Origin of the sequence: Pseudomonas sp. P135 (assembly GCF_020312125.1) — a bacterium.
Lineage (GTDB): Bacteria > Pseudomonadota > Gammaproteobacteria > Pseudomonadales > Pseudomonadaceae > Aquipseudomonas > Aquipseudomonas fragariae.
Window position 1 is genome coordinate 58,997 of record NZ_JAGPYR010000015.1, and the last position, 21,092, is coordinate 80,088.

General features: G+C 60.2%; 18 protein-coding genes. 11 read left to right on the plus strand and 7 right to left on the minus strand.

Annotated features, from left to right (window positions below):
• Positions 1-36: 36 nt before the first annotated feature.
• Complete coding sequence (locus KBY08_RS20040; protein ID WP_011266285.1) at positions 37-1,824, minus strand: KinB sensor domain-containing domain; 1,788 nt, start codon at positions 1,822-1,824, stop codon at positions 37-39.
• A gap of 10 nt (positions 1,825-1,834) precedes the next feature.
• The gene (gene algB / locus KBY08_RS20045) at positions 1,835-3,181 is read right to left on the minus strand and encodes a sigma-54-dependent response regulator transcription factor AlgB (protein ID WP_003318895.1); all 1,347 of its coding nucleotides are present in this window, start codon (positions 3,179-3,181) and stop codon (positions 1,835-1,837) included.
• 197 nt (positions 3,182-3,378) lie between these two features.
• Between algB and KBY08_RS20050 the strand changes: the two genes are divergently transcribed.
• The 4 genes from KBY08_RS20050 (at position 3,379) to KBY08_RS20065 (ending at position 5,426) form a co-directional block, all read left to right on the plus strand.
• A complete protein-coding gene (locus KBY08_RS20050; RefSeq protein WP_032655389.1) occupies positions 3,379-4,218 on the plus strand; it encodes a BON domain-containing protein in 840 nt (279 codons plus the stop codon).
• Between the two features lie 228 nt (positions 4,219-4,446).
• Positions 4,447-4,734, plus strand: coding sequence for a hypothetical protein (locus KBY08_RS20055; RefSeq protein ID WP_024638976.1), 288 nt, complete (start codon positions 4,447-4,449; stop codon positions 4,732-4,734).
• 57 nt (positions 4,735-4,791) lie between these two features.
• The gene (locus KBY08_RS20060) at positions 4,792-4,956 is read left to right on the plus strand and encodes a DUF1328 domain-containing protein (protein WP_002555679.1); all 165 of its coding nucleotides are present in this window, start codon (positions 4,792-4,794) and stop codon (positions 4,954-4,956) included.
• A 2-nt stretch (positions 4,957-4,958) separates the two neighbouring features.
• Entirely contained in the window at positions 4,959-5,426 is a 468-nt protein-coding gene (locus tag KBY08_RS20065; protein WP_011266282.1) for an inhibitor of vertebrate lysozyme family protein, read from the plus strand.
• Positions 5,427-5,680: 254 nt separating this feature from the next.
• On the opposite strand, the gene KBY08_RS20070 is transcribed toward KBY08_RS20065, so the two are convergent.
• Together KBY08_RS20070 and ompR are read right to left on the minus strand one after the other, a co-directional pair.
• Complete coding sequence (locus KBY08_RS20070; protein ID WP_003403907.1) at positions 5,681-6,991, minus strand: ATP-binding protein; 1,311 nt, start codon at positions 6,989-6,991, stop codon at positions 5,681-5,683.
• Between the two features lie 162 nt (positions 6,992-7,153).
• Entirely contained in the window at positions 7,154-7,894 is a 741-nt protein-coding gene (gene ompR, locus KBY08_RS20075; RefSeq protein WP_003318889.1) for a two-component system response regulator OmpR, read from the minus strand.
• A gap of 299 nt (positions 7,895-8,193) precedes the next feature.
• On the opposite strand from ompR, the gene KBY08_RS20080 reads away from it, so the two are divergent.
• The 3 genes from KBY08_RS20080 to gshA all read left to right on the plus strand — a co-directional run bounded on the left by KBY08_RS20080 (position 8,194) and on the right by gshA (position 12,729).
• Positions 8,194-10,512: a Tex family protein gene (locus tag KBY08_RS20080; protein WP_103359461.1), complete on the plus strand. Its 2,319-nt coding sequence runs from the start codon at positions 8,194-8,196 to the stop codon at positions 10,510-10,512.
• Entirely contained in the window at positions 10,512-10,895 is a 384-nt protein-coding gene (locus tag KBY08_RS20085) for a PaaI family thioesterase (protein ID WP_003403909.1), read from the plus strand. Before KBY08_RS20080 ends, KBY08_RS20085 begins: the two co-directional genes overlap by 1 nt.
• Before the next feature lie 241 nt (positions 10,896-11,136).
• Positions 11,137-12,729, plus strand: a complete 1,593-nt coding sequence (gene gshA / locus KBY08_RS20090; protein WP_177410939.1) for a glutamate--cysteine ligase — start codon at positions 11,137-11,139, stop codon at positions 12,727-12,729.
• 314 nt (positions 12,730-13,043) lie between these two features.
• Here gshA and argA read toward each other — a convergent pair whose 3' ends face one another.
• Together argA and argE are read right to left on the minus strand one after the other, a co-directional pair.
• Positions 13,044-14,342 carry an amino-acid N-acetyltransferase gene (gene argA, locus KBY08_RS20095; RefSeq protein WP_003403912.1) on the minus strand — a complete coding sequence of 433 codons (1,299 nt, stop codon included), beginning with the start codon at positions 14,340-14,342 and terminating at the stop codon, positions 13,044-13,046.
• A gap of 144 nt (positions 14,343-14,486) precedes the next feature.
• Positions 14,487-15,635 carry an acetylornithine deacetylase gene (gene argE / locus KBY08_RS20100; RefSeq protein ID WP_003403914.1) on the minus strand — a complete coding sequence of 383 codons (1,149 nt, stop codon included), beginning with the start codon at positions 15,633-15,635 and terminating at the stop codon, positions 14,487-14,489.
• Between the two features lie 163 nt (positions 15,636-15,798).
• Here argE and KBY08_RS20105 point away from each other — a divergent pair, with 163 nt between their 5' ends.
• Positions 15,799-17,166, plus strand: coding sequence for an inorganic triphosphatase (locus KBY08_RS20105; protein WP_177410940.1), 1,368 nt, complete (start codon positions 15,799-15,801; stop codon positions 17,164-17,166).
• A gap of 313 nt (positions 17,167-17,479) precedes the next feature.
• On the opposite strand, the gene KBY08_RS20110 is transcribed toward KBY08_RS20105, so the two are convergent.
• Complete coding sequence (locus KBY08_RS20110) at positions 17,480-17,950, minus strand: Lrp/AsnC family transcriptional regulator (RefSeq protein WP_003305413.1); 471 nt, start codon at positions 17,948-17,950, stop codon at positions 17,480-17,482.
• A gap of 125 nt (positions 17,951-18,075) precedes the next feature.
• Between KBY08_RS20110 and KBY08_RS20115 the strand changes: the two genes are divergently transcribed.
• The 3 genes from KBY08_RS20115 (at position 18,076) to KBY08_RS20125 (ending at position 20,780) form a co-directional block, all read left to right on the plus strand.
• Positions 18,076-18,423, plus strand: coding sequence for a hypothetical protein (locus KBY08_RS20115; protein ID WP_003403920.1), 348 nt, complete (start codon positions 18,076-18,078; stop codon positions 18,421-18,423).
• A 110-nt stretch (positions 18,424-18,533) separates the two neighbouring features.
• Positions 18,534-20,318 carry a GspE/PulE family protein gene (locus tag KBY08_RS20120; protein ID WP_111522331.1) on the plus strand — a complete coding sequence of 595 codons (1,785 nt, stop codon included), beginning with the start codon at positions 18,534-18,536 and terminating at the stop codon, positions 20,316-20,318.
• Between the two features lie 141 nt (positions 20,319-20,459).
• A complete protein-coding gene (locus KBY08_RS20125) occupies positions 20,460-20,780 on the plus strand; it encodes a DUF2388 domain-containing protein (RefSeq protein WP_002551535.1) in 321 nt (106 codons plus the stop codon).
• Positions 20,781-21,092 lie beyond the last annotated feature (312 nt).

Genomic DNA, 21,092 nt, shown 5'->3' on the forward strand with positions numbered 1-21,092 from the left:
ACTCAGTCAACCGATGAGGGCCTGGTGCTCAAGCCCTCAGAGCGGTAACGCCATATAGAACTGCGTGCCCTGCCCCGGCCGTGAATAAACGCCCATGCGTCCGCCGTGCAGCTGGACAATCTCCTTGCACAGCGCCAGCCCGAGCCCGGCACCGCCTTTCTTGCGGCCGACCTGGACGAAGGGCTCGAAGATCCGCCCCTGCTGCCCATAGGCAATGCCCTCGCCGTTGTCTTCGACACTGATGATCGCCCGCTCGCCGTGGCGCCTGGCCTGCAAGCGAATCAGGCCGTTCGGCGGCGTGTGCCGCAACGCGTTGTCCAGCAGATTGTCCAGTACCCGCTCCAGCTGAGACTGATCGGCATGCAGGCGCGGCATCGGCTCCTGCATATCCAGCATCAGCACAATATCCTGCTCCTGGGCCTGATCCTCGAAGCGCGCCTTGGCTTCCTGCAGCAACGTTTCGATGGAGCACGGCGCGAGTTTGAGCTTCTGCAGACCGTTCTGGTAACGCGAGAAATTCAGCAGGTCGTTGATGAGCTGCATCAGGCGCTGCATTTCTTCGGTGACCGTATTGAGCAGGTCGGCCTCGCGGGACTCGGGAGCGAAATGCAAACGCTCCTGAAGAAGGCCGAACGCCATGTGCATGCCCGTGACCGGGGTGCGCAACTCATGCGAGGCGCGCAGGACGAACTCGCTGCGTACCCGCTCGAAAGCACGCTGCTCGGTCACGTCGTGCAGCACCATCACCGCACCCAGGATGTGGCCCTTGGTGTGGCTGACCGGTGTCATGCTGTAGGTCAGCAGTCGCGACTCGCCGTCGATTTCGATGGCCAGGTCTTCCGGCGCGCGCTCCAGCGTTCCGCCCCGCAGCACCAGATGCAATTGCTCATCCAGCTCGGGACGGCCCAACGCCTCACCGAGACTGTGCCCGAGGCGACTCTCGTCCCATCCGAGCTGACGCTGCGCAACAGGGTTGAGGTGCTCCAGGTGGCCTTGCCGATCGATCATCAGCAGGCCATCGTCAATACTGTCGAGGACCGCCTGCAGGCGCTGCTGGCCCGCCAGAAGCTCATCGACGTTGGTCGCCTGATGCTGACGCAGGGCTTCGGCCATGATGCCGAAGCGCCGGGTCAGCAGGTTCATTTCGGCAGCCGAGGAAATGGGCAGCGTGACCTCGTAATCACCCTCGCCAATGCGATCGGCGGCCTTGGCCAGCGCCTCGATCGGCGCACCGAAACGGCGGGCGATGCCGTGCGCGGTGACAAAGCCGATGCACAGCACCGCCAGCCCGACCAGGCCCAGCAAGCCGGCGATCCACAATGCTCGATCCCTGGAATTGATCTCGGCGTTGCTGATGTTCTCCAACGCCTTGCGATGCACATCCATCAGACCGTTACGCAGCGTGTCGAAACTTTCGCTCAATTGCGAGTTGCCGCGTATGCCTCGCGGATCATTGCCGTATTGCTGCCAGGTGGCGATGAATCGCTGATAATCGCCTCGGGTCTTTTCAAAACCGTTGCGCACATTTTGCTGGGTGTCCTGCGCCGATCCTTCCTCCAGCAGCTCTTCAAACTGCTTCTGCATTCTTTGCAGCTCAGGCTCATTGCGACTGGAACCGGTCATCAACACCAACTGATCGCCCATGTTCTGGCGCAGCTTCAAGCCCAGATCGAGGATGGCGAAGTTATGCTGAATCAGTGATTCCTGAGTCCGGGCCATCTGCATGACACTGACGAGCCCCAGCAGCAGCCCGAGCAAAGCGACCGTGATAAGCGCCGAAATACTCAGAAAGAGGCGGGTGCGCAACTTCATGGCCAGCTTCATTTGAGGTATTTCATAGGTTGTACTGTTTTCGTTTGCGGTAAAGCGTCGAAGCATCGATACCCAGCGTCTTGGCGGCCTGATCAAGGGTTTCACTGGTTGCCAGTACGGCCCCGATGTGTGCCTTTTCAAGCTCGTCCAGACTCAAGGCTGCCCCCACCCGCGGTGCGTTGTTGGTCGGTTGCTCAGCCATGCCCAGATGACTGACCTCTACGCGCTCCTGTGGACAGATGATGCTGGCACGCTCGATCACGTTGCGCAGCTCACGAATGTTGCCCGGCCAGCGGTAATTGAGCAGCGCCGCGCGGGCCTCCTCGCTGAAGCCGCGAGCCGGACGAGCGTACTCCTTGACGAAGCGCGCCAGAAAGCGATCCGCCAGGGTCAGAATGTCTTCGCTGCGCTCACGCAGGGCGGGCAGATTCAGGGTGATCACGTTCAGGCGGTACAGCAGATCCTCACGGAAACGTCCGCTGCGCACCATGTCCTCAAGGTTGAGGTTGGTGGCGGCCAGGATGCGCACGTCGGCACGTCGAGTCACCGGGTCGCCGACGCGCTCGTATTCCTTGTCCTGAATGAAGCGCAGCAGCTTGGGCTGCAGCGTCAGCGGGAAGTCACCGATTTCGTCGAGGAACAGGGTGCCGCCATCGGCCTGATTGACGCGACCCAGCGTGCTTTCGCTGGCACCGGTAAAGGCACCGCGGCTGTGGCCGAACAGCTCGCTTTCCATCAGTTCTGCGGTCAGCGACGGGCAGTTGATCGTGACGCAGGACTTCTTGGCCCGCTTGCTCCAGCCATGAATCGCCCTGGCCAGCTCGCCCTTACCGGTACCCGACTCGCCCAGAATCAGGATGTTGGCATCGGTGACCGCCACCTGACGGGCCGTTTCCAGAATGGCCATCATCGAAGGGCTGTGGGAATCCAGACCATCCTTGGGCTTGCGAACCTCGCCTTCCAGTGCTTCGAGACGTGCGGACAGTTGCCTGACTTCAAGCTGCTTGGCCGTTGCAAGACGCAACTGGTCAGGACTGCACGGCTTGACCAGATAGTCGGCTGCGCCAGCCTGAATGGCATCCACAGCCGTATCCACCGCCGAATGGGCAGTCACGATCACCACACGCATCCACGGCGCCTGAATCCGCATCTGCGCCAGCACGTCCAGGCCGTTGTCTTCGCCCAGACGCAAATCGAGAAAGCACAGATCGAATACTTGACGCTGCATGAGCGTGTCGGCCTGGGCTGCGCTGTTGGCAGTGGCGACACTGTAGCCTTCGTCTTCCAGACAGTACCGGAAAGTGCGGAGGATGGCGGACTCGTCGTCCACAAGCAGAATACGGCCCTGATTCTCAGTGGCTGCTTCCATTTTTCCTACGCTCCTTAATGAATTGTCTCAGTTAGTCTCGGAATCATCGGGCAAGTTGCATGGTCAATTCTGATTGATTCTTCGGCATGCATGGTAGCTTTCTGATCAGCTAATGGCGAACAGCCTGATTAATCCGCGTTTATGCCGTTAAAACCGTCTATTCGGAGACGAAATCTCACCGCAAAAGGAACGCTTCTATGTTTTCACTGAAAAAGATTGCTCTGATCACGGCCGCCGCTGCGCTGCTGGGCAGCGGCCCGGTACTCGCCCAGCCTGACCTGCCTACTCAGCTCACCGAGGCGCGTCAGGAAGGTTCGATCTGGACAGCTTTCGCGCTGAACAAGCATCTGAGCCCGTTCAAGATCGATGTGGGTGTCGAACAAGGCACTGCGACGCTCAAGGGCAAGGTTGAAAACGAGGTGGACCGCGAACTGGCCGAGCGCATCGCGCTGGATACCAAAGGCATCGAAAAGGTCGACAATCAGCTGGAGGTGGACCCTTCTGTCGCCAGCGAGCCTGGAACCCGAACCAACATGGCTCAGCGGTTCGAAGATGCGACGCTGGTCGCGACGGTGAAATCCAAGCTGCTGTGGAGCAGCGTGACCGAAGCGCTGAATATCGAAGTCGACAGCAAGGACGGCGTCATCACCCTCAAGGGCCGAGCGCAAAGCCCCGAAGCGAAGGAACTGGCCGGTAGCCTGGCCAGCAACACCGATGGCGTGGTCAGCGTCAACAACCTGATCAGCCTCAGCGCGGCCGATTCGATTGCCGCCAAGGCCCAGCCACAATCTCTGACCCCGACCGAGGAAATGAGCGATGCCTGGATCACCAGCAAGGTCAAGGCAAGCCTGATCTATAGCCGAACGCTGGATGGGCTGAACATCAAAGTGGACACCAAGGCCGGTGTTGTCAGCCTGAATGGCGTGGTCGCCAACTTCGCCGAGAAAGAACTGGCGGTGGAAATCGCGAAAAATATTCGTGGTGTCAAAGGCGTCAACGGCGACGCGCTGAAGGTCATGGCGCGCAGCGCAGGCTGAGGGTTCAGCGCCATCGCGCTGAGCGCTTCGTGCAGAACGCACGATTACAAAGGGGTAATCGTGCAGGTTGCTGGTAGGACGCTCTTGCGTTACTTATTAACTTATTGATTTTAAAGAGATTTATATCGTTCAAAAACTGGCATGCAGTCTGCAATAACCCATTCAACAAAGGTCGGTACACAACGACCCATCAGATTGAATGCCCACTCAGGCCAGGGGATTTTGCAGATGAACAGCCAGCGTATTGCACAATTGCGTATCTCTCCCCTGCATATCCAGCAAGGTCTTTTTCTGCTCCTTGCCTTGCTCGTCACTCTGATCGCCATTCAGCAGTTCCAGCGTTGGAATCAAGCCAGCGAGGCAGCTCAACCGAAACAGCAATTCATCCAGACCAGCAGCATCTCCTATCGCGGTGTTAGTGCACCAGCAGTCAAGGACATGTCCTCAAGCCTGCGCAATGTCGACGGCCTGGTTTCTGTAGATGAAGTCGCTCCACAGCAAAAATGGGTTTTCTGACCCGACCTTAAAAAAAAGCAGCACCCTTATTAAAACGGCATCAAAAGGAGTATCACCATGTTGAGTTGGGCAATCACGTTTCTGATCATCGCTATCGTCGCTGCAGTACTGGGCTTCGGTGGTATCGCGGGCACGGCTACCGGTATCGCCAAGATCCTGTTCGTCGTCTTCCTGGTGATGTTCGTTGTGTCGTTCTTCTTCGGTCGTCGCGGTCGAGGCTGATAATGCACACGTCATTTCGCACACTGGCCGCCGCCCTGTTGATGGGCGGTAGTGCCATGGTCATGGCAGCCAATGATGGACAGTCTCGGGTCAATGAGCTTCTGAGCTCCGCACCCGAGTACCGCACCACCTGGGCGAAGGTCGTCAAGAAGGAAGAGCGTTTGCCGGATTGGGTGATCAACCTGTCCGGTGCTTCCGGGCAGCAGATGACAGCGGCCACTGAAGACGGTGACAACTATCTGGTTGGACCGCTTTGCGAAACGGCCGATACGTGCAAAAGCAAGCGCCTGATCGTGGCTTTCAGCCTCGACAAGGAAGATGCTTACGCCATGTTGGTTGAGGTGCCTGCCGGTCTTCCTGCAGACAAATCGCCAACACGTCACGCGACTTACCGTTACCTGGGTAAGCCTGACGAGGGTATGCAAAAGCTCTTGAATGAAGAGCTGCGCAAAGACCCGAACTGGTATTGATCCAGAAGAAAGGTGTCGGCTCCAGGAGTCGACACCTTTCGGCTTTGTGCGGCCTGAGGAAGGTACGCACATGACCAGGGGGCCGGGACGCGTTGATCATATGATCGGCGTGACCTAGGGGTACAGGGAGTACCTCCGCCAAGGGCCGGGTCAGGCAAGCCGCCGTGCAGGTCCACGAGAATGCGTCAACCTTTCGCACGCCTCCCGTGACCTTGTACGGCGCTTTATATTTACCCTCTCGCTTTGCCCTCTTCTTAAATTGCATCCCTCGGCAGCATCAGCCCCAGCGGCAGCCTTACGCGTGCTTCCAGTCCGCCTCCCGAACGATTTCTCAACTCGACGTTGCCGCCGTGCATGGCTGCGATACGCTTGACGATGGCCAGGCCGAGGCCGGTGCCCTTGCCACTGCGTGCGCGATCACCGCGAATGAACGGGTTGAAGATGGTGTCCAGCTCGGACGGATCGATGCCCGCCCCCCGGTCCAGCACGCTCAACACCACGTAGGGCGCGTTTCGGTCGCCGGATACGTAGGCGGCGACTTCGATACCGTTACCGGCATGGTGCTTGGCATTGCCAATCAGGTTGGTCAGCAGGCGCTTCATCGACACGCGGCGTAACGGGAAGGGCGGAATGGGCTCCAGGCACAGACGGATGCTGTCTTCATCGTCATTGAAAGGTGCAACCACATCGCGTACCAGATGCCCCAGATCGACCTCTTCGATCTCTTCGTCGCGCCCATCGCGGATGAAGGCCAGGAACTGATCGAGAATGGCGTCCATGTCCTCGATATCGCGCACCATGCCTTCGGAGAACTCATTGTCGTTCATCAGCTCCAGAGACAGGCGCAGGCGCGTCAGCGGCGTGCGCAAGTCGTGGGAAACACCGGCCAGCATCAACTCGCGTTCCTGCCCGGCCTGCTCGACGTCTTCGGCCATCTGATTGAAGGCCCGGTAGACTTCGGTCATCTCGCTCGGCGTGTCACTCACCGGCAGCCGTACGCTGCGCCCCTGCCCCAACTGGCGCGCCGCAAACACCAGACGCTTGAGCGGCTGATTCAACTGGCGTACGAAAATCCAGGCTGATGCCGTGGAGAGCAATCCGATGGCCAGGAACCAGCCCAGCACGTTCCAGATTTTCTGACCGCGCAACGGGTGCGGATACAGCGGCACTTTCAGCCAGCCGTCACCCAGGCTCGGCGCTCGCACCCACAGCGCGGGCGGCGCGTGTACGCGCAGACGCACTTCCGTATCGGCACCCAGCTCGGCCTGCATCTGTCGCTGATAGATCTCACTGTAAGGCCAGTGCTGCTCGCCTTCCGGCACGCCACCGCCCACTACCCGAATCAGGCCCGCCGCCTCGGCAATCGCCTCGCGATCGTTTTCACCGGCGGCCCAGTACGCGCGCAGGGTCAGAGCAACACCGTGGCTGTATTGCCTGTCGACCAGCACGTCTTCGTTCATCAGCAGATAAACCAGCGTCAGCGCCTTGGAAAACAGCACGACGATGAGCACCAGCCAGAGCGTGCGGGAGAAAAAGCTTTGCGGGAACCAGAGCGGAGTCTTCATAACTGCAGCCATACACTTTGCAGGGCGAGCGAGGCTCGCAGGTTTGCCGAACGCGGGCCGGACCCGATGGACGAACGCAAAAAACCAGTACGTCGATAACCCTTTTAAGATTATCGACGTGACTGGCAGCAATGACGGATTTCCAGGCCGACAACCGGGTTATCAGCGACTTCCGGCACCGTCCGGAACAAATACATAACCTACGCCCCAGACCGTCTGGATATAACGGGGCTTGGACGGGTCAGGCTCGATCAGGCGACGCAGGCGGGAAATCTGCACGTCGATGGATCGTTCCAGCGCATCCCACTCCCGGCCACGCGCCAGGTTCATCAGTTTGTCGCGGGTCAGCGGCTCGCGAGCGTGCATGACCAGCGCTTTCAGTACCGCGAATTCACCGGTGGTGAGCATGTGCACTTCTTCACCGCGCTTGAGCTCGCGGGTTGCCAGAGACAGCACGTAGTCACCGAAACTGACCGACTCGTCCTCGCTGCCGGGTGCGCCGGGCACCGGTGCCGCCTGACGACGCAACACCGCCTTGACCCGCGCCATCAGCTCGTCCGGGTTGAACGGCTTGGCCAGATAATCGTCAGCACCCAGTTCGAGCCCCTTGATGCGGCTCAGCTCATCGCCCTTGGCGGTCAGCATGATAATCGGCACCTGATTGTTCGCGGCACGCAGACGACGACAGGCTGAAAGGCCGTCTTCGCCGGGCAGCATGAGGTCCAGCACCACAAGGTTGAAAACCTCACGGGCCAGCAACCGGTCCATTTGTTCCACATTTGCCACGGCGCGGGCACGATAGCCCTTGCTGGTGAAAAAACGTTCCAGGAGGCTGCTCAGCCCCGGATCGTCATCGACAATAAGGATTTTTTCGCCTTCGGCATTTTGTGCGGTGCTGCTCATCGGATGCTCCTCTGATCTCGGGGCGCATTATGGCGTAGCTGCGGTGATGCGCACCTTGTGCATTGTTAGCAGATTTTACTGGAGGCGACACTTGTGCCTGCGTTTTCGCCGAAAAAACACCCCATTTATCGGCCGATCCCCTAATCCGGCTTCGCTGGGTATAATGCGCCGCCCTCGAAGTCAGGCAACGCCGGACTCATGGCGGTTCGCCAGCTCTGAAAATAAATGCTGGCGCACGATACCCAGGCAAGGCAATTCGTACATAGCCCAGTTTTTTGCTCACAACTCCAGGTGGTTTTATGGACAGCATCAACAGCCGCATCGCCGAAGAACTCGGCGTACGCCCACAACAGGTCGCAGCGGCCGTCGCACTACTGGATGAAGGCTCGACCGTGCCTTTCATTTCCCGCTACCGCAAGGAAGTGACCGGCAGTCTTGATGACACGCAACTGCGCCATCTGGAAGAGCGCCTGCGTTATCTGCGTGAACTGGACGAGCGGCGCGTCAGCATTCTTGCCAGCATCGAAGAGCAAGGCAAGCTGACCCCGGAGCTGGCCCGCGACATCAAGCTGGCCGACACCAAGACCCGCCTCGAAGACTTGTACCTGCCTTATAAGCAGAAACGCCGCACCAAGGGCCAGATCGCCCTTGAAGCCGGGTTGGGCGAACTGGCTGACGGCCTGTTCAACGACCCGAGCCTGGCCCCGGAAGCAGAAGCAGCGCGCTTCGTCGACGCGGATAAAGGCGTGGCCGATATAAAAGCCGCGCTGGAAGGCGCCAAGTACATTCTGATGGAGCGCTTTGCCGAAGATGCCTCGCTGCTGGACAAGCTGCGCAGCTTCCTCAAGCAGGAAGCGGTGATCAGCGCACGCGTGGTGCCGGGCAAGGAAGAGGAAGGCGCCAAGTTCCGCGATTACTTCGAACACGACGAACCGCTCAAGAGCATGCCGTCGCACCGTGCGCTGGCGATTTTCCGCGGTCGTAACGAAGGCTTCCTGAGCTCGGCGCTGAAAGTCGGTGAAGAATTGCCGGGCGCCATGCACCCGTGCGAGCTGATGATCGGTGAGCGCTTCGGTATCCAGAACCAGAACCGCCCGGCAGACAAATGGCTGGCCGAAGTGGTGCGTTGGACCTGGAAGGTCAAGCTGTACAGCCACCTTGAAACCGATCTGCTGGGTGAGCTGCGTGACGGCGCGGAAACCGAAGCGATCAATGTCTTCGCCCACAACCTGCACGACCTGTTGCTCGCCGCGCCGGCCGGTCAGCGCGCCACGCTGGGCCTCGATCCTGGCCTGCGCACCGGCTGCAAGGTCGCCGTGGTCGACGCCACCGGCAAACTGCTCGACTACGCCACCGTCTATCCGCACGTACCGAAAAACCAGTGGGACCAGACCATCGCTGTACTGGCCGCACTGTGCGCCAAACATTCGGTCGATCTGATCGCCATCGGCAACGGCACCGCCAGCCGCGAAACCGACAAGCTGGCTGCCGACCTGATCAAAAAATACCCAGGCCTGAAGATGACCAAGGTCATGGTTTCCGAAGCAGGCGCTTCGGTGTACTCGGCATCGGAACTGGCCGCCAAGGAATTCCCGGACCTCGACGTGTCGATCCGTGGCGCGGTGTCCATTGCCCGTCGCTTGCAGGACCCGCTCGCCGAACTGGTGAAAATCGACCCGAAATCCATCGGGGTCGGCCAGTATCAGCACGACGTTTCGCAGCTCAAGCTGGCGCGCGGCCTGGATGCAGTGGTGGAAGACTGCGTGAACGCCGTGGGCGTGGACGTGAACACGGCCTCCGTGGCGCTGCTGGCACGCATTTCCGGCCTCAACACCACGCTGGCGCAGAACATCGTTGCGCATCGTGATGAAAACGGCGCGTTCAAGACCCGCGCGGCGCTGAAGAAAGTCAGCCGCCTGGGCGAAAAGACCTTTGAACAGGCCGCCGGCTTCCTGCGCGTCATGACCGGTGACAACCCGCTCGACGCCTCCGCCGTTCACCCGGAAGCCTACCCGCTGGTGCAGCGCATTGCGGCTGAAACCGACCGCGATATTCGCTCGCTGATCGGCGACGCCAGCTTTCTCAAGCGTCTGGACCCGAAGAAATTCACCGACGAGACCTTTGGTCTGCCGACCGTGACCGACATCCTTCAGGAGCTCGAAAAGCCGGGCCGCGATCCGCGTCCGGAGTTCAAGACCGCAGAGTTTCAGGACGGGGTCGAAGACCTCAAGGACCTGCAACTGGGGATGATCCTCGAGGGCGTGGTCACCAACGTCACCAACTTCGGTGCATTCGTCGATATCGGCGTGCATCAGGACGGTCTGGTGCACATCTCGGCGTTGTCCGAGAAGTTCATCAAGGACCCGCGCGAAGCAGTCAAGGCCGGTGATGTGGTGAAAGTGAAGGTCATGGAAGTCGATATCCCGCGCAAACGCGTCGGTCTGTCGATGCGCATGAGCGACACGCCCGGCGAGAAAATCGATGGCGCGCGCGGTGCCCGTCCGGGTTCTTCGCCTCGCCAGAACAACGCCCCGCGCAAGGAAACCACTGCGCCAGCACCCGCCAACAATGCGATGGCATCGCTGTTCGCCAATGCCAAGCAACTGAAGAAGCGCTGATGGACATTCCTGAAGATCTGACCCACAGCGCCTACTTCAAGATGCTCGGCTGTGAGCTGCGGCGTCTGGACGAGGGCGTTGCCGAAGTTGCGTTGCCGCTGGAGGCGCACCTGCGCAATCGCGGCAACGTGATGCACGGCGGTGCAATCTTCAGCCTGGTCGATATCGCCATGGGCCTGGCCTGTTCCAGCGTTCACGGTTTCGACCAGCGCAGCGTGACCATCGAGTGCAAGATCAACTACGTGCGTGGCGTCTCCGAAGGCGAAGTCCTGTGCATCGCCAGGGTCCTGCACGCGGGTCGCCGCACGCTGGTGGTCGAGGCCGAAGTCGTTCAGGGCGACAAGCTCGTTGCCAAAGCCCAGGGCACATTTGCGGTCATCTAGACCCGAAAAGAGGCGATGAACACAATCACTGCAAACTGAACCTAGCCGTATCGACATCATTTGGGTTAATTTCGGCACCATTAGCGTGGTGCCGAGTCCATTTGGGTAGTACGACAAAGAGCAGTGATTGTGAACGGGCGTTACAGACCAACCAGGCGACTACGCCAGTTCCTTTCTTCACCCTTGTAGACCGTCAAGTCCACCCCCATATCGGGGCGACCGATGCGTGAAGGATTACACCTTGAGCGAATTTTTGAACCGCCGTCTTGCCTTGCTCGGCGAGCGCAACAACCTCTCTTTGCTGGAGCAATGCCTGCACGGTATAGAGCGTGAGTGTCTGCGCGTTACTGCAACGGCAGACCTGGCCTGCACGCCTCATCCACAAGCTCTGGGTGCCGCACTGACCAATGGCCAGGTCACGACCGATTATTCCGAATCGCTGCTGGAGTTCATCACGCCTGCGCTGAAGAACCCGGCCGAGACCATCGACAACCTGGACCGTATCCATCGCTTCGTTTACAGCAAGCTGGGCGACGAGCTGCTGTGGAGCCCGTCGATGCCCTGCCCGTTGCCCGACGAAGAGCACATCCCGATCGCGTATTACGGCACGTCGAACATCGGCAAGCTCAAGTACGTCTATCGCAAGGGTCTGGCGCTGCGTTATGGCAAGACCATGCAGTGCATTGCCGGCATTCACTACAACTTCTCGTTGCCGGAAGACGCCTGGGCGCTGCTCAAGCAGACCGAAGACTTTGCAGGCGATGCGCGCGACTACCAGTCGCATTCCTACATCGCGCTGATTCGTAACTTCCGCCGCTACAGCTGGCTGTTGATGTACCTGTTCGGTGCTTCACCGGCACTCGACGCGGGTTTCCTGCGCGGCCGCAAGCATCAGCTGGAGCAACACTTCGACGCCGATACCCTGTATCTGCCGTATGCCACCAGTCTGCGCATGAGCGACCTGGGCTATCAGAGTGACGCCCAGGCCGACCTGACCCCTTGCTACAACGATCTGGTCAGCTACACCGACAGCCTGCGCAAGGCCGTGGCCACGCCTTACAAGCCTTACGTCGAGGTCGGCACTCATGACCAGAATGGCGAGTGGGTGCAGCTCAACACCAACGTGCTGCAGATCGAGAACGAGTACTACTCCAATATTCGCCCCAAGCGTGTGACCTATAGCGGCGAACGCCCCATTCAGGCGCTGGTGGCCCGTGGTGTGCAGTACGTCGAAGTGCGCTGCCTGGACATCAACCCGTTCCTGCCGACCGGCATCAGCCTGGAGCAGTCGCGCTTCATCGATGCGTTCGTGCTGTATTGCGCCCTCGAGGAAAGCCAGCAACTGGCCCGCCACGAGTGCTCCAACGCAAGCTCGAACTTCCTGTCAGTGGTCAAGGAAGGGCGTCGCCCGGGCCTGAGCCTGATGCGTGACAACCGCCCTGTCGATCTCAAGACCTGGGCAACCGAGCTGATGGAGAAGATCACACCGATTGCCCGCTTGCTCGATCAGGCGCAGGGCACCGACGAGCACCTCAAGTCGATTGCCGTGCAACAGGCCAAGATCGACGATACCGCGCTCACACCGTCTGCTCAGGTGCTGGCCAGCATGGAAGCGCATAACGAGGGCTTTACCGCGTTCTCCCTGCGCCAGAGCCAGGTCCACGCCGAATACTTCCGCACTCACCCGCTGAGCGCTGAGGAACAGGCAGACTTCGAAGCCCAGGCCAAAACCTCGATTGAGGAGCAGGCCGAGCTGGAAGCGACCGAGGAAGTGGTGGATTTCGACACGTTCGTGGGTTCGTATCAGGCGAGCATTCTGTCGATCAGTAACTGATCGTGCAATTACTGTGGGGAGATTGCTCACGAAGGTGCCGGTGCAGGCGCGACTATCGTGCGGCGCTCTGCGTCGCATGCCTTTCTGGACGCTCCGCGTCCTCTTGAGGACGCAGAGCGTCGAGAACTGCATTCCCACGCTGGAGCGTGAGGAACGATCATCTCAACTATCGTGCCCAATGCTCTGCGCTTCTGCCCGAAGGGCGTGGGTGAGCTTGCTCACGAAAGGGACGGTTCAAACGCCCCTTTCTGGGGGCTTGTTCCAGCCTCTTCGTGAGCAAGCTCACTCCCACAAAATATAGTCCGCCCCCAGGCTTATATCGCCTTTTCGAAGATCTTCGAATTACGCTGGTAGTTGTACAGCGAGGCGCGGGCGCTTGGCAGACGGTCGACGCTGCTGGGTTCGAAACCGCGTTCGCGGAACCAGTGTGCGGTGCGGGTGGTGAGGACGAACAGGGTCTTGATGCCCAAGGCACGAGCGCGGTTTTCAATGCGCTCCAGCAGTTCATCGCCACGGCCACCGTGCCGGTATTCCGGGTTGACCGCCAGACACGCCAGCTCGCCCGACTCCGAATCGGCAATCGGATACAGCGCAGCACAGGCGATGATCAGCCCTTCGCGCTCGACCACGCTGAACTGGGTGATCTCGCGTTCCAGCACCTCGCGGGAGCGACGCACCAGAATGCCCTGCTCTTCCAGCGGCGTGATCAGGTCCATCAAACCGCCGACGTCCTCGATAGCCGCTTCGCGCACCAGTTCGAACTGTTCCTGCGCGACCAGCGTGCCGCCACCGTCACGGGTAAACAGCTCGGTCAGCAGCGCGCCGTTCTCGGCATAACTGACGATATGGCTGCGCGCCACACCGCCACGGCAGGCCTCGGCCGCAGCGTCCAGCAATTCCGCCTGATAGTTGGCACCCAGACGCTGCAGGTGCGCGGGCACCTGTTGCGGACGCAGTTCGCGCACCAACCGGCCCTGCTCGTCCAGCAAGCCGGTTTCGGCGCCGAACAGCAGCAGTTTGTCAGCAGCCAGATCGATGGCCGCGCGGGTGGCGACGTCTTCGCAGGCCAGGTTGAAAATCTCGCCGGTCGGTGAGTAACCCAGTGGCGACAGCAGCACGATATGGCGCTCGTCCAGCAGGCGATTGATGCCCTTGCGGTCGACGCGGCGCACTTCGCCGGTGTGCTGATAATCGACCCCCTCAAGCACGCCGATAGGCCGTGCGGTCACCACGTTGCCGCTGGTCACTCGCAAGCGCGAGCCCTGCATGGGCGAGGCGGCCATGTCCATCGACAGACGCGCCTCGATCGAGATGCGCAGCTGACCCACGGCATCGATCACGCACTCCAGCGTTTCGGTGTCAGTGATCCGCAGGTCACGGTGGTAACGCGGCGTAATCCCGCGCTGGGCCAGGCGGCTCTCGATCTGCGGACGGGAACCGTGAACCAGCACCAGACGCACGCCCAGGCTGTGCAGCAGCACCAGATCGTGGACGATATTGCCGAAATTGGGGTGCGCAACGCCGTCGCCGGGCAGCATGACGACGAAGGTGCAATCGCGGTGAGCATTGATGTACGGAGACGCGTGGCGAAGCCAGTTGACGTATTCGGGCATGACAACAAGAGCCTGTAGAAAAAATGGACGAAGAAAAGAAGCACGCACAACGGTGTGGTGGTTATCGTCGGAACAGGCTTGGCAGCACGCGCAGTCTCCTTTTACTCAAGATGCTTTGATTAACAAACACGGGGTATGCCTGACTCACTGGGGCGTCAGGCAGTAATGTTCGATCAGTTGACGTAACAGACGCACTGTAGGGTCAAGACGTGACATTTCGAGGTATTCCCCCGGCTGATGCGCACAGGCGATGTCGCCCGGGCCGAGCACCAGTGTCTCGCAGCCGAGGCGCTGAAGATAAGGCGCTTCGGTGCCGAATGCTACTGCGGCAGCGGTATGACCGGTCAGACGTTCAGCGACACGCACAAGTTCAGCGTCAGCGATCTGCTCAAACGGCGCACATTCGGGGAACAGCGGTGCGTAGTCGATCTGTACCTGATGCAGCTCGGCCAGCGGCTGCAGCTTCTGCCGAATCGCCGAGCGCAGCATCTCCGGGTCCATGCCCGGCAGCGGACGCAGGTCGAACTCCAGCGAGCACTGGCCACAAATCCGGTTCGGGTTGTCGCCGCCATGAATACAGCCCAGGTTCAGCGTCGGCTGCGGCACCGTGAATTGCGGGTTGCGGTACTTCGCCTGCCACTGCGTGCGCAGGCCCTTGAGTTCGCTGATGGCGTCGTGCATGGCTTCGAGTGCGCTGTGCCCGAGGCTCGGGTCGGAGGAATGACCGCTGCGCCCGAGAATATCGATGCGCTCCATCATCACGCCCTTATGCAGGCGGATCGGCTTGAGCCCGGTCGGCTCGCCAATCACTGCCGCACGACCCAGCGGGCGTCCGGCGTCGGCCAGCGCGCGGGCACCGGCCATCGAGCTTTCCTCGTCGCAGGTGGCGAGGATCAGCAGCGGCTGCTTGAACGGCTGGTCAAGAAGGCCACGCACCGCTTCGATGACCAGCGCAAAGAAGCCCTTCATGTCACAACTGCCCAGCCCGACCCAGCGGCCATCCACCTCGGTCAGCTTCAAGGGGTCGGTTTTCCACAGTGCCTCGTCGAACGGCACGGTATCGCTGTGCCCCGCCAGTACCAGGCCGCCCGGGCCTGTACCGTAGGTCGCCAGCAGATTGAACTTGCCGGGGGAAACTTGCTGGATGTCGCAGGCAAACCCCAGATCGCCGAGCCATCCGGCCAGCAGATCGATGACGGGGCGGTTGCTCTGGTCCAGGGAAGGCTGAGTGCAGCTCACCGAGGGTACGGCGATCAGCGCGGCGAACTGGTCTTTCATGGACGGCAACGGCATGGACGCTTCCTGTAATCGAGACGGAACACGGCCCATCATAGGGCCATAACAACCCAGGAATAAACCGTTTCGGGCCATGTCCTGTACACTGACGGCCTCGGCAGCCGTTCAATCATGGGCTGCGCTCCCGTTTATCCGTATCAGCGTTTGGATTCCCCCGGCCATGCAAAAAGAAACAGAAATCAAACTCCGCGTCAGCCGCGAGACCCTCGCTGCACTGCGTGAACACCCGTTGCTCAAGAAGCGCAACAAGAGTGGCTGGGAGCGCCTGGAACTGTCGAACCAGTATTTCGATACCCCCGAAGGTGAGCTGGCGCAGGCCAAAGTCGCCCTGCGCATCCGCCGCGACGGCGATCAGATCATCCAGACCATGAAAACTCGCGGGCAAAGCGTGGCCGGCCTGTCCGAGCGCAATGAGTACAACTGGGACCTGAGCAAGGCCAAGCTGGACCTGAAGAAGCTCGAAGGCGATTGCTGGCCCGAACAACTGGCCGATCTGGACAAGAAAACCATCAAACCGCTGTTCACCACCGATTTCGTGCGTGAGAAAGCCGAGATTGCCTGGGGCCGTGGCAAGGCCAAAGTGGTGATCGAAGCCGCACTGGATCTGGGCCAGGTGGTTGCGGGCAAGCAGAAGGAAGAAATCTGCGAGCTGGAACTCGAGCTGCGTGAAGGCGAGCCTGCCGCGCTGCTGGAACTCGCCGCCGAGCTGGCTGCAACGCTGCCGCTGATGCCGTGCGATATCAGCAAGGCCGAGCGCGGCTACCGTCTGCTCGATGCCAGCAGCTACTCGCTGAGCCTGCACGCGCCCGCCCTGAATGCTGAAACGCCGCTGGACGACGCTTATTCCGCGCTGGCATGGCATCTGTTGGGCAGCAGCCAGCGTCTGGCCGAGCAATACCGTTTCAACGGCCACTGGCGCCTGCTGCAGGACTGGGTCGAGATGCTCGCCGAACTGCGTGCTCTGACCAGCAGCCTCGGTCAGGCCGCGCCACGCACTTCGACCGCACAACTGCGTGCTGCGCTCGACGCCTTGCTGGAAGACTGGCGTCCGCTGGTCCAGGCCGGACAGGACGATGCCGATGTACGCGGTGCCGCCCACGAGCAATTCCTCGAAGAATTGCAGGACACGCGCTGGGGCGAGTTCTCGCTGAATACCTCACGCTGGTTGCTGACGCGCAGCTGGACCACCGAACGCAACACCCGCGGCAATCGTCAGGGCGCCGCGCTGTTGAGCAGCTGGCTGCCACGCCTGCTGGGCGAAGAAGCCACGTCCCTGCAACTGAGCCGTTATCAGCAGCAGCCGGAAGACCTGGCCGAGCAACTGCCGCGCATCGAGCGCATCCAGTCCTGGCTGCACTGGGCACGCGGCGCGCTGGGCCTGCCGGAGCTGGACCGTCTGTACGGCGAACTGCGCAAGCTGGAAGAACTGGCGCACCTGGACATCAGCGACGAAGTCCTCGATGCCCGCGTGCAACAGGCAATCACCGTCTTCCAGAGCCGTGCCTGGAAAACCCTGCTGCGCTTGTAAGGCTGGATCAGAAGGCCGTAGAAGCCTGAAACGTTTTAGGGCCGCTTCGCAGCCCATCGCGGACAAGTCCGCTCCTACGCCCTCCGGGCAGAAGCACTGCTGCAGGCCAGATCATTCAGCGTCATACGCAAGTCCGCTTTTGATTCTGCCCGAAGGGCGTGGGAGCAGACCGGGCGACGCTGCGCTTGTACATGATCTCCCGTTTTTTGTAGGAGCGGACTTGTCCGCGAACTGCCGGGAACCGGCAGCAAAACCAGCCACCTCGGTGCACGAGGCACAACCGAGGCGGGCGCAACTCCGGGCACCAGCCCCGTCAGCGCAACAGCGGCAGGCTGGTCGTGGATTTGATCTCGGAGAGGGCCACTGTCGAGTTCACTTCCTGAATACCGGGTACCAGCGACAGTTTTTCGAAAAAGAACCGCTCGTACGCCTCGATATCCGGGGTCACGATGCGCAGCAGAAAATCCACCGATCCCATCAGCACATAGCACTCCAGCACCTCCGGGAAGCCACGAATCGCGTCGGTGAACTCGGTGAAGTTGGAGCGCCCGTGGGCGTTGAGTTTCACCTCGGCGAATATCTGCGTGTTCAGACCGATTTTCTTGCGGTCCAGCAACGCCACCTGACGGCGAATCACCCCTTCATCCTTGAGCCGCTGTATGCGGCGCCAGCAGGGTGATTGCGACAGACCGACCTGCTCGGCAATCTGCGCACTGGAAAGCGAAGCATCTTCCTGCAGCAGCGCCAGAATCCTGCGATCGTAACTGTCCAGCTCGATTTGCATAATTAATTTTCCGAAATAGCCTGCAGCGCATTAACAAGTCTTATAAAGACTAATCCACCCAATGATGGACCAGAAATTTCTTTTCACGCATGCAAAGATTTCCAGCATCCTTGTGGAGTATCAGCATGCCCAATCTCGAAGCCGTCACCCTCCCTTCGCAGCGTCCAGATAGCTGGTCGTCCAGCAATGCGCAGTGCTGCGCACGCTACCGTGTCTGCGCCGAAGCCGAGCCTGCCTTGCTCTGTCAGGTGTTGAACCTGTTTGCCATGCAGTACCTGATTCCCGACCAATTGAGTGCTGTGCAACAAGAGAGCCTGCTGCTCATCGACCTTCAGGTTTCCAGATTGAGCTGGCATCGAGCACAGGTGATTGGCGAAAAAATGCGCAACCTGATCGACGTCTGCTCAGTGGAAGTCGAGCAGGTCGACGCCCGGAACACCGCGCAATCCCGTGCCGCCCTGGCGACGGGCTGAATCAATTCGCCTGCTCCGGCAATTCCCGGTCGCATAGAACCCATAACGCTGTCACGCTTGGCGTCTACTCTTGTTCATCGTCCAATGACGAATTGCCTCAAGGAGCGCACATGGCAGCCCTGGCCCCCTCTTCACAGGATCGCTGGCTCGATCTGAATGATGTGTTGCGTGATCTGGTTGCCGAAGGCTATCTCGGCCAGGACGACGCGGAAACGGCACTCACCCAACGTCGCAGTGCGGTGAACATTCAGCTGCACCCCCTCGAGTTTCTCGCTTCGCTGCAGTTTGACGATCTCAAGCGGCCGGGCAAGAAGCTGGACGTGGAAACCCTGACCGCCTGGCTGGCCAAAGCCTGTGACCAGCCTTACATGCGTATCGACCCGCTGAAGATCAACGTCGCGGCGGTCACGCCACTGATGTCCTACGCCTTTGCCCAGCGCCACAAGATTCTCGCCGTGGCGGTCGATCGCGAATCGGTGACCATCGCCAGCGCGCAGCCGTATGTGCGCTCATGGGAAGCCGACCTGGCGCATGTGCTCAAGCTGCAGATCAAACGTGTGGTCGCCAACCCGGCAGACATCCAGCGCATGGCGATGGAGTTTTTCAGGCTGGCCAAGTCGGTCAGCGGCGCCAGCGCCTCCGAGCAAAAAATGAGCAACATGGGCAACTTCGAACAGTTGCTCAAGCTCGGTGCCAGCGATCAGGAGCCTGACGCCAACGACGCGCACATCGTCAATATCGTCGACTGGCTGTTCCAGTACGCCTTCCAGCAACGCGCCAGTGATATTCACATCGAGCCGCGCCGCGAGCAGGGCACCGTGCGCTTTCGCATCGACGGGGTGCTGCACAACGTTTACCAGTTTCCGGCGCAGGTGATCATGGCGATAGTCAGCCGCCTGAAAAGCCTGGGGCGGATGAATGTCGCCGAAAAGCGCAAACCACAGGACGGGCGGGTCAAGACCACCACGCCGGAGAATCGCGAAGTGGAGTTGCGCCTGTCGACCCTGCCGACCGCGTTCGGCGAAAAAATGGTCATGCGGATCTTCGACCCCGAGGTGTTGCTCAAGGACTTCGATCAACTGGGCTTTTCCAGTGACGACCTGCGGCGCTGGCAGGAAATGACCCGCCAGCCCAACGGCATTATTCTGGTCACCGGCCCGACCGGTTCGGGCAAAACCACCACGCTTTACACCACCCTCAAGAAGCTGGCGACCTCCGAGGTCAACCTGTGCACCATCGAAGATCCCATCGAGATGGTCGAACCGGCCTTCAACCAGATGCAGGTTCAACACAACATCGACCTGAACTTTGCCGCCGGCGTGCGCGCGCTGATGCGCCAGGACCCGGATATCATCATGATCGGCGAGATTCGTGACCTGGAGACCGCCGAAATGGCGATTCAGGCGGCACTCACCGGCCACCTGGTGCTGTCGACGCTACACACCAACGATGCGCCCAGCGCAATCAGCCGGATGCTCGAACTGGGTGTACCGCATTACCTGCTCAAGGCGACCATCCTCGGCGTCATGGCACAGCGTCTGGTGCGCACCCTGTGCCCACACTGCAAGGCGCCCATCAACCTCAACGAGACCGACTGGCAAACCCTGACCCGCCCCTGGCAGGCACCGGTGCCGCCTGGCGCGCATCAGGCGGTCGGCTGCGTGGAGTGTCGCGATACCGGCTACCGGGGCCGGGCGGGTGTTTACGAGATCATGGTCATGTCCGACAACATCAAGGCATTGATCTCGGCGGACCTGGACCTGACTGCCATGCGTCGTCAGGCATTCAAGGAAGGAACGCGCAGCCTGCGTCTGTCCGGCGCGCAGAAAGTCTCGGCAGGCCTGACTACACTCGAGGAAGTGCTGCGAGTGACACCGCAGAGCGAACAACGCTGATCAGGGTTGAGAGCGTCGTTCCAGAAGGCCTGGCGGCATGCCGAGCCAGCTAAAGTGAACTGCGCGGTACACCTTGATTGAACTAGTTCATGCCTTTAGCTATCCAACCCCTCAGAACAACCACAGCTGGAGTAATTCATCATGCGTCTCAAGTTCGCTGTCGCCACCGTAGCCTTGCTTTCCATCCCAATGGGTTCAGCGATGGCTGACACCTTCTGGCGTAATGTGCTGTCTTCCGGTGCAACCACCGGCTCGACTTACCTGACCTTCAAGGATCACAAACTGATCGTCGCCGCCCAGGACGACGCAGGCAGCTTCGTCGCCAGCGACGGTGGCATCCGCGGTCCATTCCTGGAAGCAGCCATCGAGCAGGTGCGCAAAGACAATCCAGGCCTGAAAGCCACCGACATGGAACTGGCCAACGCGATCCTGGATAAGAATCTGGTCGCTGAAAACCAGTAAGCGTCATAAATAAAAAATGCTGCTTGATGAGCCTGATACCGCTCGCTCAAGCGAAGCAGCATCGCGGCTTATTATAGAAATATTCACCGTCCTTGGCCTTTAAGGCCTGGACGGTGATTCATTAACACCCCTCCCGTCTCTGCATTGAGCAAAATATCGTCCTGTCGACGACATCGGCTGTTCGGTCCGTGTCTAAAAGTGGCGACATGCCAAACCTTCATCAGAGATGTTCAGCCGTGTGGGTGCCTTGCAAATCATTACTAAACAAGGCCATGCAGCGCAGGAATCAATGTAGCTCGTCAGCGGTATACG

Coding starts and splice junctions, on each gene's coding strand:
- KBY08_RS20040 (WP_011266285.1), bottom strand. CDS start 1,824: ATGAAGCTGGCCATGAAGTTGCGCACCCGCCTCTTTCTGAGTATTTCG.
- algB (WP_003318895.1), bottom strand. CDS start 3,181: ATGGAAGCAGCCACTGAGAATCAGGGCCGTATTCTGCTTGTGGACGAC.
- KBY08_RS20050 (WP_032655389.1), top strand. CDS start 3,379: ATGTTTTCACTGAAAAAGATTGCTCTGATCACGGCCGCCGCTGCGCTG.
- KBY08_RS20055 (WP_024638976.1), top strand. CDS start 4,447: ATGAACAGCCAGCGTATTGCACAATTGCGTATCTCTCCCCTGCATATC.
- KBY08_RS20060 (WP_002555679.1), top strand. CDS start 4,792: ATGTTGAGTTGGGCAATCACGTTTCTGATCATCGCTATCGTCGCTGCA.
- KBY08_RS20065 (WP_011266282.1), top strand. CDS start 4,959: ATGCACACGTCATTTCGCACACTGGCCGCCGCCCTGTTGATGGGCGGT.
- KBY08_RS20070 (WP_003403907.1), bottom strand. CDS start 6,991: ATGAAGACTCCGCTCTGGTTCCCGCAAAGCTTTTTCTCCCGCACGCTC.
- ompR (WP_003318889.1), bottom strand. CDS start 7,894: ATGAGCAGCACCGCACAAAATGCCGAAGGCGAAAAAATCCTTATTGTC.
- KBY08_RS20080 (WP_103359461.1), top strand. CDS start 8,194: ATGGACAGCATCAACAGCCGCATCGCCGAAGAACTCGGCGTACGCCCA.
- KBY08_RS20085 (WP_003403909.1), top strand. CDS start 10,512: ATGGACATTCCTGAAGATCTGACCCACAGCGCCTACTTCAAGATGCTC.
- argA (WP_003403912.1), bottom strand. CDS start 14,342: ATGCCCGAATACGTCAACTGGCTTCGCCACGCGTCTCCGTACATCAAT.
- argE (WP_003403914.1), bottom strand. CDS start 15,635: ATGCCGTTGCCGTCCATGAAAGACCAGTTCGCCGCGCTGATCGCCGTA.
- KBY08_RS20105 (WP_177410940.1), top strand. CDS start 15,799: ATGCAAAAAGAAACAGAAATCAAACTCCGCGTCAGCCGCGAGACCCTC.
- KBY08_RS20110 (WP_003305413.1), bottom strand. CDS start 17,950: ATGCAAATCGAGCTGGACAGTTACGATCGCAGGATTCTGGCGCTGCTG.
- KBY08_RS20115 (WP_003403920.1), top strand. CDS start 18,076: ATGCCCAATCTCGAAGCCGTCACCCTCCCTTCGCAGCGTCCAGATAGC.
- KBY08_RS20120 (WP_111522331.1), top strand. CDS start 18,534: ATGGCAGCCCTGGCCCCCTCTTCACAGGATCGCTGGCTCGATCTGAAT.
- KBY08_RS20125 (WP_002551535.1), top strand. CDS start 20,460: ATGCGTCTCAAGTTCGCTGTCGCCACCGTAGCCTTGCTTTCCATCCCA.